The sequence below is a fragment of the Candidatus Merdisoma sp. JLR.KK011 genome (genome assembly GCF_036941125.1).
Classification (GTDB): domain Bacteria; phylum Bacillota; class Clostridia; order Lachnospirales; family Lachnospiraceae; genus Laedolimicola.
Genome location: NZ_JAYWSZ010000003.1, coordinates 356830 through 369054, shown reverse-complemented (window position 1 = coordinate 369054; position 12225 = coordinate 356830). Strand labels below are relative to the sequence as shown.

General features: G+C 50.0%; 10 protein-coding genes. 2 read left to right on the top strand and 8 right to left on the bottom strand.

The features are described 5' to 3' along the window. Positions 1 to 24 precede the first annotated feature (24 nt). Complete coding sequence (locus VV089_RS02720; protein WP_172540695.1) at positions 25 to 1443, top strand: hypothetical protein; 1419 nt, start codon at positions 25 to 27, stop codon at positions 1441 to 1443. Then, entirely contained in the window at positions 1430 to 1795 is a 366-nt protein-coding gene (locus VV089_RS02715) for an EscU/YscU/HrcU family type III secretion system export apparatus switch protein (protein ID WP_334334870.1), read from the top strand. Before VV089_RS02720 ends, VV089_RS02715 begins: the two co-directional genes overlap by 14 nt. 43 nt (positions 1796 to 1838) lie before the next feature. Here the strand turns inward: VV089_RS02715 and VV089_RS02710 are convergent, their stop codons facing one another. The 8 genes from VV089_RS02710 to yajC all read right to left on the bottom strand — a co-directional run bounded on the left by VV089_RS02710 (position 1839) and on the right by yajC (position 12023). Then, a complete protein-coding gene (locus VV089_RS02710; protein ID WP_334334869.1) occupies positions 1839 to 2891 on the bottom strand; it encodes an NAD-dependent epimerase/dehydratase family protein in 1053 nt (350 codons plus the stop codon). Next, complete coding sequence (locus VV089_RS02705; RefSeq protein WP_334334868.1) at positions 2888 to 4567, bottom strand: AAA family ATPase; 1680 nt, start codon at positions 4565 to 4567, stop codon at positions 2888 to 2890. Before VV089_RS02705 ends, VV089_RS02710 begins: the two co-directional genes overlap by 4 nt. A gap of 36 nt (positions 4568 to 4603) precedes the next feature. Further along, on the bottom strand, positions 4604 to 5704 hold the full coding sequence (locus VV089_RS02700) for a DUF4422 domain-containing protein (protein WP_334334867.1): 1101 nt from the start codon (positions 5702 to 5704) through the stop codon (positions 4604 to 4606). Between the two features lie 157 nt (positions 5705 to 5861). After that, on the bottom strand, positions 5862 to 7946 hold the full coding sequence (locus VV089_RS02695; protein ID WP_172540690.1) for a polyribonucleotide nucleotidyltransferase: 2085 nt from the start codon (positions 7944 to 7946) through the stop codon (positions 5862 to 5864). 290 nt (positions 7947 to 8236) lie between these two features. Continuing rightward, positions 8237 to 8503, bottom strand: coding sequence for a 30S ribosomal protein S15 (gene rpsO, locus VV089_RS02690; protein WP_172540689.1), 267 nt, complete (start codon positions 8501 to 8503; stop codon positions 8237 to 8239). A 238-nt stretch (positions 8504 to 8741) separates the two neighbouring features. Beyond that, the gene (gene eno, locus VV089_RS02685) at positions 8742 to 10049 is read right to left on the bottom strand and encodes a phosphopyruvate hydratase (protein ID WP_172540688.1); all 1308 of its coding nucleotides are present in this window, start codon (positions 10047 to 10049) and stop codon (positions 8742 to 8744) included. A gap of 140 nt (positions 10050 to 10189) precedes the next feature. Next, a complete protein-coding gene (gpmI, locus tag VV089_RS02680) occupies positions 10190 to 11728 on the bottom strand; it encodes a 2,3-bisphosphoglycerate-independent phosphoglycerate mutase (protein ID WP_334334866.1) in 1539 nt (512 codons plus the stop codon). Beyond that, a complete protein-coding gene (gene yajC, locus VV089_RS02675; protein WP_172540686.1) occupies positions 11721 to 12023 on the bottom strand; it encodes a preprotein translocase subunit YajC in 303 nt (100 codons plus the stop codon). The genes gpmI and yajC overlap by 8 nt, the downstream gene beginning before the upstream one ends. Between the last annotated feature and the right edge of the window lie 202 nt (positions 12024 to 12225).

Here is a 12225-nt window from a genome sequence, read left to right as displayed (position 1 = left end):
AATTTATCATATCGGGAGAAAAAAATGGCAAATATTTTACGAGTGACCACTCCACCAACAGGCTATGAGAATAATGTAAGGAATAATACCCAGAACCAGCCGGACAAAATGCAGATTCAGAATCCGGTGGATCCAAACCGGGTAGTGCGGCCCGACAACCGTTCCGACGCCAATTCCCAAAGCGGCGCCCAGCTAAGCGCAAGCTATGATTCCAATTTCGGAGCCTTTGTACAGCTTCTTAGGGACACGCCGGAGCTCTCGGACACCATGTCCAAGCTGATGTTCGGCGGCATGGCGAATCTGGTGGAGGCCGGCATCGGCGCAGACACAGCGGAGGATATTTCCACCTTTTTCCAGCTTTTGAAGATGACCGACGCAGAGCTTGTGGAATTTCTGAAAAATCAGTTGTCCGGCTCCGTCCGCTTTCAAGGGCCTTTTTTTGCGCTTATGCGCGAAGCCCTGAACAACGCCCCCACGGTGGAGCAGAGGGCTGCTATCCTTGCCTTTTTAAAACGGTACTCCGATATGTCCTCGGGCAAGCATCTGATGGAGAATATGAAGGATCTCCTAAGCGATATTAAAAAATACATGTTCCATGAGCAGCGTGAGCTTCTGGATCAGCTCACCCAGGGCCTGGGCCACAAAGGCCCCCAGGATACGGCGCAGAATACGGCCCGCCTTCAGCAGGATATCATTCCCTTTCTTGCAAAGTACATAGCCCAGACCCGGAATATGGGTTCTCTCCGTGATCTGGTAGCGCAGCTTACTTACAATGCGGCCCGGTATGAGAACGGGGATTTGGATCAGCTCATCTCGGATTTTAAGAATCTGCTGAAGTTCCCCTCCTTCCAGAAGACCTTTGAGGGCATGGACGAGGAACAGCTCCGGGAGCTTCTGATGCGGATGAATTTTGACAAGGCCGCCGGAAAATGCGCCTGGGCTGATAAGTTCTTAAGCATTGTAGAAAGCGGAATACGGGGGGATGCCGGGCTTGAGAACCGCCAGGTATTTGAGAATGTGGTTAACGCCCTGCTCCTTAACGAGAGCGTGTATATGCCGGTTCTCCATCTGATGCTTCCCATTGAGCTGAACGGGCAGCTGATGTTCTCGGAGATGTGGATTGATCCCGATGAGGACGGAAGCGCTTCTGCGGACCCCAAGGAGCGGACATCCAAGCTTTTGATTAAGTTTGACATTAAGGATGTGGGGTTCTTCGATCTTCTGATGGTGTATGAGAAGGAAAATATAAGCATGCGGCTCTTCTATCCGGAACACTTGTCCACCTTTGAATCGGATATTAAGAAGGGAATGGGGGAGATTCTGGAACGGAACGGTTTGAACTGTGAGTACCTGGGAGTGGAGCAGGCCAAGGGGTCGATTCCGGTATCCGCGGTATTTCCAAAGATTTTTGAAAGGAAGAATTCGGTCAATGTCACAATTTAATGAGGTTTTGAACAAAAAAGCAGTTGCTTTAAAATATGATGAGAACCGGAATGCGGCTCCGGTGATTGTGGCCTCCGGGATGGGGTATCTGGCGGAGAAGATCGTGGAGGTGGCCAATGACAACGGAGTGCCGGTGTATGAGGACAATTCACTGGCCACGGTGCTGACGCAGCTGAATCTGGGATCGGAGATTCCGGAGGAGCTTTATCAGGCAGTGGTGGATATTTATGCTTATTTTCTAAAGTTTGTTCCAAAAGAACCCCGGGGGGAAGCGGCAGATGACGCTTCTGCTGACGGGGAGCAGAATGCAGAAACGGCAGACAGCAGCGCCGGGGCATCCCCAGAAGGATGAGCCCCGGCGCCGGTAAGCTTTCTGTTTTTTGTAATGTGACGGCTTACAATCTGCCTTCAGGATTTTTCTCTAAGAATTCTACCGTGTCAGTTAATCCCTCTTTGATGTGTACTCTGGGCTGCCAGCCTATCTTTTTTAAACGGGATGCGTCAAGCATTCCTTTTGTGGTAACGGAATAACCTCTGCGCTCGGTTTCTTCCGGAAGCTGAAAGATCACCCGGGAGCCAGCCAGCCGGGCCAGGTAGGCGGCCATGTCTTTCAGAGTGATATCGGACTGGTCGTCGGCTGCGTTGTAGGCTTCTCCGGTCTCACCCTTTAACAGGGTGTATAAGATGGCGGAGGCTGCGTCAGTGACATAGGTGTAGGAGTATTTTTGATTTCCCTCGCTTTTTAATATGATGTCTTCTCCTGCAGCGGCTTTTTTGATGAACTGGGCGATTGCTTTGGAGTCTGTCAGCAGCATGGTCGGACCGTAAACGCGGCTCAGCCGGGATATGACAAATTCCAGATTGTGGGTCTGGCGGTATGCGTTGCACAGGGCTTCTCCCAGGCGTTTGCTTTCGGGGTAGCCGGCCCGGACGGTGTTGCAGTCGATGTAGCCCAGGTAATTTTCTTCAAATTTTTCCGTGTCTCCGCGGTTTTCTCCGTATATCTCTACGGAGGACAGGAAGCAGCAGCGCTTCGTCTTGTGGGAGACGGCATACTCCAGGAGATTCTGTGTTCCTGTGATGTTGGTGGCTATGGTGCCGATGGCGTCCTGGGAATACTGCATGGGATGGGTGTTGCTGGCCGCATGAATGAGGTAGTCCGCCGGGCCGCACTGGGGTATGGGAATATTCACATCGCAGGACAGGTATTGGAATTCTTCCCGATCCCAATATTGGGCGAAACGCTCTCTGGCCTTTTCTTTGTTTCTGCTGAGGGCTGTGATGCGGATTTTTTGTTCTGCATGTTTGTTGTGCTCCATCAGAATGTCTATCAGACATTTTCCCACCATTCCGGCAGCGCCGGAAAGGAGGATGGTGTTTCCTTCCAGGGGGGATAAAAGGCTGTCTTGTGCTGCCCAGTAGCTTACTTCTTTTTTGTATTGATTCATCCGATTAATACCTTCTTTCCTTCAAAGACAAAGCCGTATTTGCGGATTCGATCCGGCGCGATGCCTTTGGCCTCCAGAGCGGCGGCGTAATGTTTTTCTTCTATCTGAGTGAGTGCGGCTTCCAAGGTGTCCTCCAGGCTTTTTTCCTTTTCCGGCCGAAATACTTTAAATTCTATGATAATCGCATCGTCCGCTTCTCCCGTGGGCTCAAGCATCACATCATATCGGCCGAGGCCGCTTTCACGATTGGAGGTCAGGATATACTGCTCTCTCAGATCTGCCAGCAGCCCCAGGACAAAGCCATGATAAAAGCGCTCCGGCTCTGCTGTCTTGGAGGCCTTTTTTCCTGTATCAAAGAAACTAAAGGTTTGTTCTGTCACACGACTCATATAATAGTTCATTTCTTCCAGATCGCCTCGAAGCAGAGCCTTTACAAATCCATTGTAAGCCGGCGTAAACTCTGCAAACCAGTCGTCTATCATTTCTTCAAACATTACACGGACTTCCTGGTTTGTCAAGAGAACTTCGCATTTTATTCTTCCCGCTTTGAGCGTATAGCTTTTCAGCTTTACATAGCCGCTTGCCAGCAAAAGGCTCCAGACGGCGCTTTCTCTGCTTTCCAGCTGGCTGAATACAATCTGTTCGTCCAGTCCGGTAGAAAAGGCTTTTCCATGCAGAAGATCTTCCATTGCCATCTTGATGCCGGGATCTCCCTCCCGTATCAATTTTCCTATCAATCCATTACTGCTGGTGTTTGCCCAATACGGACGGTATTCACGCTTATCCAGATAGTTGATAATCGACCATGGATTGTAAATATTGCTTACGTCTCCAAAGGTAAAACCGTCGTACCAGTACTTTACCTCCTCTTTCTCTTCCGTCAATCCATACTCTTCTAAGGCGGCGGATATCTCCTTCTGTGTGAATCCAAAAGCATCTCCATATTTGCCGGTAGTCGCCGTTATCACTTCCAGATTATTCAGATCCGAAAAGATGGATTCCTTGCTGACACGGGTGATTCCAGTCATAATGGCGCGCTCCAGGTAGGGATTGCTTTTAAAAGAAGTGTTAAACATACTTCTGACAAATGCTGCAAGCTCTTCCCAATAGCCGCCTGCATATGCTTCCTGCAGCGGCGTGTCATACTCATCCAGAAGAATCAACGTCCGCTTCCCGTGATGGCGAAAAAGAAATTCCGACAGCTTCTGAAGGGCCATAGCCGCTTCCACATCCCCCATATCCTCCCGGACGCTCTCAAAGAACCGCCTGTCTGCCGCTGTGAAAGCATCGCTGTTCATAAGGTAATAGTGCCTTGCATACAGCCCTGTCAGCATTTGATTCATCCTTCTGCGGACATCTCTATAGTTACACTCTTTTATTTCTGCAAAACTTAAGGCTATCACCGGGTAAGTGCCTTGGAGCTCCCGGTATTTTTCTTCCTTCCAAATGGACAGACCCTCAAACAGTTCTCCGTTCTCTTTGTACTTTATGGAGAAAAACTGTTCCAGAGTATCCATCATCAAGGTTTTTCCAAAACGCCTGGGACGGGTAATTAAGGTGACATCATCCTGGTTTTCCCACCATTCTTTGATAAATCCTGTCTTGTCCACATAAAAGCAGTTGTTTCTTCTTATTTTTTCAAAGCTTTGTATGCCGATCCCAACGGTTCTTGCCATCCCTGCACCATCCTTTCGAATTCCCTTGATTCCTTATCAGATTAACATAAGACAGCCTGTATGCGCAATCTTAAAATCCTTTTCATGGTATAAAAAGAACAGGGTGGTTAAGCTCTCTCCCAGATAGCCGATGTAGCGATCCTTCCGCTCACTGCCTTTGGGAACGCTCAGCTCCTCCGTCCTTGCCAGAATCGGAAACATCCAGTCGCAGTATTGCCGGTATATCTCTCTTTTTGCAATCAGCATATTGAAATTATAAAAATACTGCCCCTGAAACAGCTTCGGAAGAGCTTCCCCATAGGCCGGCTCCAATTCCTTCAGCGCAAGAAGCATAGCCTCCCAGTCTGCATCTTTCAGATAACGCTTGCGGTGCTCCCGGATATCCGGGCAGTGCATGGAGGGGTAGGGAAGAATCACGTCAATGTCATTGGCCCCGATACGACGCAAGTCTTCCCCCGTCACATCCAAAATCCGCCGGTAATGATACAGCCCCAGATAATCTGCCGTTCCGTGCTTTCCGGCCCAGTAGGAAGCCGTCAGCTCTGAATAATTGGGATTTTTCATGGAAATATGCTCCCCCTCATTATCCAGAATATCCGCAATCCGGCTTTCTGTAAGAGCCGCCCCGGCCTGAATGGGATGCACCCAGGCAGGCAGCTCATAGGCGCTTTTCAGCGGCCTGTCTTTGTAAAACTTTGACATATAGACCGCAATATTGAGCGGAACCCCTTTTGTATGCTCTATATTCTCTATATTCTCTGCATTCCCAGCCGTCTCTGCGGGCCCCAGACTATAAGAAGCCAGAGGGCAAAAACGCCCTTCTTCTCCATAGAAAGCTTTCAGAAGCTCTGCCTCTGCCTTGGAATCTATGCATTGATAATTCGTAAAATCTCTTTTTTCCAGGGCGGCAGCCACTTCACTATGGTGTACATCCGGAGCCGCAATCAGAATCCGCATGTCTCTTCGGTGAAACTCCTTAAATTCCATAACCGGAATTCCGTCAATGGAGGAGGGATTGCCTGCCTGGCTGCTGACAAGAAAAACCTCCGTCCGGACATCCGGATACAATTTCTTCAAAGCAAAGTATACTCTCACAGCCACCATCTGGGCGCCGTAAATTGCAACGGAACATTTCATAAGGGACATTCCTTTCCACCTTACAGGTACTTTCAAAGCGTTTATGTAAAAGAAGGTGTCAGAAAATTATTTTCCAACACCTCTTCTTATGGTTCGCTAAACAAGCATTCTGCCTGTTCTATGATTCTGCAGCGGTTCCGGCTGCAGAATAGTTACATTATTTTACATCCTTCATGCTGAAGCTCAGCCGGCCCATCTTGTCCTTGCCAAGGCATACAACCTTCACCACATCGCCCAGGGTCAGCACATCCTCCACATGGTTGATTCTCTGCTTTGCAATCTTGGAGATGTGAACCATTCCTTCCTTACCCGGAGCGAACTCCAGGAAGGCGCCGAACTCCTTGATGCTGACTACCTTGCCGGTGAGCACCATGCCCTCTTCAAAATCGGTCACAATGATCTTGATCAGCTCAACCGCCTTGTCCATGCCGGCCTGGTCTGTGCCGCATACGGATACGGCTCCGTCGTCGTCAATGTCAATCTTCACGCCGGTCTGCTCAATGATGGTATTGATGGTCTTTCCTCTCTGGCCCACCACATCGCCGATCTTCTGGGGATCGATCTGAATCTGGATAATCTTCGGCGCATAAGGCCCAACCTCTTTTCTGGGCTCTGCGATACAGGGCTTCATGCAGGTATCCATAATGAACATCCGCGCCTCACGGCATCTTGCAATGGCGCCCTCTACGATAGGACGTGTCAGACCGTGAATCTTAATATCCATCTGAATGGCCGTGATACCCTCGGTAGTTCCTGTTACCTTGAAGTCCATATCTCCAAAGAAGTCCTCCAGGCCCTGGATATCCGTCAGCAGAACATAATCATCATCGGTCTCCCCGGTCACCAGACCGCAGGAAATGCCGGCTACCATCTTCTTGATGGGCACGCCTGCCGCCATCAGAGACATGCAGGAAGCACAGGTGGAAGCCATGGAAGTAGAGCCGTTGGACTCAAAGGTCTCGGATACGGTACGGATAGCATAGGGGAAGTCCTCCTCAGAGGGAAGCACGGGCAGAAGCGCACGCTCTGCCAAAGCCCCGTGTCCAATCTCCCGGCGCCCCGGTCCTCTGCTCGGCTTTGTCTCTCCTACAGAGTAGCTGGGGAAATTGTAATGGTGCATATAACGCTTGCTTGTCTCATTTTCATCCAGGCCGTCCAGTCTCTGAGCCTCAGATAAGGGCGCAAGGGTACAGATGTTGCAGATCTGGGTCTGGCCTCTGGTAAACATGGCAGAGCCGTGTACCCGCGGAATCAGATCTACCTCCGCTGCCAGCGGACGGATCTGGGTAATCTCGCGGCCGTCGGGACGCTTGTGATCCTTCAAGATCATCTTGCGGACGGTCTTCTTCTGATACTGGTAAATAGCCTCTCCAAGAACCTCAAGCCACTCTTCCTTCTCCGCAAATGCTTCCTCCAGCTTTGCGGTAATCTGGCGGATGTTTTCCTCCCGCACCTGCTTCTCGTCTGTAAATACGGCTTTTTCCATTTCCTCAGGAGGAACCTGCTCTCTGATGGCTGCAAACAGCTCCTCGGGAACTGCGCAGCTTGTATAAGTATGCTTTTCCTTGCCGCACTCAGCAACAATCTTGTCAATAAAGGCAATGACCTGCTGATTGACCTCATGGGCCAGGTAAATGGCTTCGATCATCTTGGCCTCAGGAATCTCATTGGCCCCTGCTTCAATCATAATCACCTTTTCCCTGGTAGATGCCACCGTCAGCTTAAGGTCGGATACCTTATACTGATTCTGGCCCGGATTCACGATAAATTCTCCGTCGATCATTCCAATCTGGGTCATTGCACAGGGTCCTGCAAAAGGAATGTCGGAAACAGCCGTCGCAATGGCGGATCCCAGCATAGCAGTCAGCTCAGGGCTGCACCCGGGATCTACGGAAAGAACCAGATTGTTCAAGGTTACGTCGTTGCGGTAATCCTTGGGGAACAGGGGACGCATGGGACGATCGATAACACGGGAGGTAAGCACGGCGTTCTCGGATGCCTTGCCTTCCCTCTTATTGAATCCGCCGGGAATCTTGCCTACGGAATACAGCTTCTCCTCATACTCTACGCTTAAGGGGAAGAAATCAATGCCTTCTCTCGGTTTGTCTGATGCTGTCGCCGTGGACAGTACAGTAGTTTCGCCGTAGTGCATAAATGCGGCTCCGCTTGCCTGCTTTGCCACTCTTCCGATGTCTACGGTCAGTGTGCGGCCTGCAAGCTCCATGGAATAACTCTTGTACATGGGTAATCTCCTTTTCTTTTCCTCGCTGCTGTTCAACGCCGTGGCCAGCAGCCTTTTACTTACATTTTCTGGTTCAGGAGAATCTTGTCTGCCGCTCTCCGCTTTCCGGACTGCGGCCCCGAAACTACTGATCTATCTATGAACACTCTGCGTTACTGGGCACGGCGTGAGCAGTAACCACTCTGCCGCTCATACATACATCAGTGGTCTCGGTTCTGTTCTCCTGTTTGGTTGATAGGTTTACATAAACGTAAATGAGGGCGGAAGTATCCCTCCGCCCCTTTTTAAGCTTACTTTCTCAGTCCAAGTCTCTCAATCAGACTACGATAACGTGTGATATCGGTTCTCTTCAGATAAGCCAGCATATTACGTCTCTGGCCAACCATCTTTAAGAGTCCTCTTCTGGAATGATGATCCTTCGGATTCTCCTTCAGATGCTCGGTTAATTCCTGGATACGGGCGGTCAGGATAGCTACCTGCACCTCCGGTGAACCAGTGTCACCCGGCTTTAAGCCGTACTCGGCAATGATTGCCTGCTTTTTTTCTTTTGCGATCATAATGACTGCCTCCTTTTTTTCATAAGCCGCATATCAAGTAAGGGTCGGAGTGTCCGATTACTGAATACCGGCAATTTCCATACCTTTAGACTTTACCATAGGTTCCGGTTTGTGTCAAGAAATATATTGCGGCAATCATCTTGTTTGCAATCGTCTTGTTGCATCTTCTTGTATGCAGTCGTCTTATGTGCAGTCGTCTTGTGTGCAGTCATCCTTTGGTAAAACGATAAAAGACTTTCTATGACTTTCTGTAAAAAGGATTGTAATACATCCCCACTTCTCCCAGCTCCTCCTCAATCCGCAGAAGCTGGTTATACTTCGCAACCCGGTCCATACGGCAGGGTGCGCCTGTCTTAATCTGGCCTGCATTCACCGCAACAGCCAGATCTGCAATAAAATCCTCCTCTGTCTCACCGGAACGGTGGGAAATCACTGTGGTATAGCCGCTCACCTTTGCCAGCTCAATGGCATCCATGGCTTCGGAAACCGTTCCAATCTGGTTTACCTTCACCAGGATGGAATTGCCCGCATGCTTCTCTATGCCCATGCCGAGTCTTTTTACATTCGTTACAAAGAGATCGTCCCCGACTAACTGTACCCGGCGCCCCAGACGCTTTGTAAGCATCTGCCAGCCGTCCCAGTCCTCTTCCATCAGCCCGTCTTCAATGGATACAATAGGATAGCGCTCCAGAAGGTCTTCGTAATAGTCCACCATTTCCTCAGGAGAACGCAGAACCTTTTCCCCAGTCATACGGCTCTCTCCGGGGAATACATAAGCTCCCGTTTTCTCATCGTAAAGCTCGCTGGATGCCGCATCAATGGCAATCTGTACCTGCTCTCCCGGCTTATAATCTGCCATCTGAATGGCTTCTACAATACAGTCCAGCACCTCTCTGGAGTCCGCAAGGTCAGGCGCAAAGCCGCCCTCGTCGCCCACTGCCGTGGACAAGCCCCGTTTTTTGAGGAGCAGCTTCAGCTTGTAGTAGATCTCTGCTCCCATCCGGAGTCCTTCCTTAAAACAACACGCCCCCACTGGCATAATCATAAATTCCTGCAGGTCTACCGTATTGTCCGCATGCTTTCCGCCGTTCAAAATATTCATCATGGGAACAGGAAGCCGCTTAGCATGGGCGCCGCCCAGATACTGATACAAGGGCAGCTCCAAAAACCTTGCCGCTGCCTTTGCCACTGCCATAGAGACACTTAAAGTAGCATTGGCGCCTAAGTTAGACTTGTTGTCTGTGCCGTCAGCATCAACCAGCAGATGATCGATACGTGACTGGCGAAGAGCATTCTCCCCGATCAGTACATCCGTCAGCTTTACATTTACATTGTGAACCGCTTTCTCAACGCCAAGGCCCAGATAGCGGTACTGGCCGTCACGCAGCTCCACGGCCTCGAATTTGCCCGTGGACGCTCCCGACGGCACAGAAGCCCGGCCGGTGATGCCGCCCTCCACCGTAACCTCCGCCTCTACGGTAGGATTTCCCCTGGAATCTAGAATCTCCCTGGCCGTAATATCTGTAATCGGTAAAAATAAGTGCATAAAAAACCTCCTTTTTCTGCAAAATAGATAACGCTTTTGCGCTGTTCCTGCTTATCGTCTAATAAGGTATCTTTTGCAGAAAAAAGAGGTTCTATACTTCTTTCTATCTCTTATGCGAAACAATCAGAAAAACTATCATTTTATTTTACCAGCAGGGACTTTCCTGTCATCTCCTTTGGCTGTTCCATTCCCATCAGTTCAATCAGCGTAGGAATGATATCCGCCAGACAGCCGCCCTCACGCAGCTTATAGGCCGGATCTGCATTAACCAGAATAAAGGGCACAGGATTGGTGGTATGGGCTGTAAAGGGCGCACCTGTGCCGTAGTCTACCAGCTGCTCCGCATTGCCGTGATCGGCACAGATAAACATCTGGCCGCCCACCTCTTTGACAGCCTCAACAGCCTTGCCTACACATTCGTCCACTGCTTCCACAGCCTTAACGGCCGCAGCCTCGATTCCTGTATGGCCTACCATGTCCGGGTTGGCAAAATTAATAATAATCACATCATACTTCTGAGACCGCACCGCCTCTGTCAGCTTATCGCAGACACCGTAAGCGCTCATCTCCGGCTGCAGATCGTAGGTGGCAACCTTGGGAGACTTCACCAGGATACGATCCTCACCCTCGTTTGGCTCTTCCACGCCGCCGTTGAAGAAGAAGGTTACGTGTGCATACTTCTCCGTCTCGGCAATACGGGCCTGGGTCTTTCCATGAGCGGCCAGATACTCGCCGAAGGTATTGTGAAGCTCTACCTTGTGGAAAGCGACCAGCTTATTGGGGATGGTTACATCATATTCTGTAAAGCATACATAAGTGAGATCAAGCTTCTTCTCTCTCTCAAAGCCTGTAAACTCATCGTCACAGAAAGCCCTTGTAATCTCTCTTGCCCGGTCGGGACGGAAGTTAAAGAAGATAATGGAATCTCCATCCTGAACGGTTGCCAGAGGCTTCCCGTCCTTCATCACAACAGCCGGAACCACGAATTCATCATTGACACCCTTCTCATAAGAAGCTGCAATGGCGCTGACGCCATCGGCTGCTTCCACACCCTCGCCCTTTGTAAGAGCTTTGTATGCCAGCTCTACACGATCCCAGCGATTGTCACGATCCATAGCATAATAACGTCCCATGACGGAAGCTACCTGGCCTATGCCAATCTCCGCCATCTTGTCTGCCAGCTCCTGCACATAATCCTTGCCGGAGGCCGGAGGCGTATCTCTTCCGTCCAAAAAGCAGTGAACATAAACCTTCTTAAGCCCATGACGCTTTGCCAGCTCCAGAAGGCCGTAAATATGGGTATTATGGCTATGCACGCCGCCGTCGGATACAAGGCCGTACATATGGAGAGCGGAATCCTTTGCCTTTGCATTCTCCACAGCTTTTACCAAAGCTTCGTTTTCAAAAAACACGCCGTCCTCGATCTCTTTTGTGATACGTGTCAGCTCCTGGTATACGATACGGCCTGCTCCCATATTCAGGTGGCCTACCTCGGAATTGCCCATCTGCCCGTCCGGAAGTCCTACGGCCAGTCCGCTTGCATTGCCCTTCACAAAGGGATACTCTGCCATCAGCTTATCCATCACCGGCGTCTTTGCCTCGGCTACTGCATTGCCGTCTGTTCTCTCATTCAGGCCGTAGCCGTCCAAAATCATCAATACTGTCGGTTTCTTACTCATTGTTCTTCTCCACCTCTGCTATTGCTGCTTTTTTCATAGGAATTCTGCAGTTTCGGTTGCTTCCGAATTCCACAATCACATCGTCCTCAGTAATGTCAATCAGAACGCCGTAAAATCCGCTGGTTGTCACTACCACATCCCCCACCTCCATGGTGGAAAGCATAGCGTTCACACGCTTCTGCTCCTTCTTCTGGGGGCGGATTGCCATAAAGTACATCATGGCGCCGATCAATACCACATACATAATGATAACTTCAAATCCCATTGTTCCGCCGCCTGTTGCCAGTAAATTCATATAATTTCCTCCTAAAATCGAACCTGCCTGCCCGTCCGGGCGCTGCAGACGCTCTTCTTTCTGCCTTGAAGCTGCTTTTTTTCCTGCTCTAAGGCATCATTATCATACTAGCACAAATAGGAATTCTTGGTCAAGAGTGTATGGAAAAAACTCGGAATTTCCACACATAATATAGGGAAATTATCTGAGCTGTCTGAAGTTT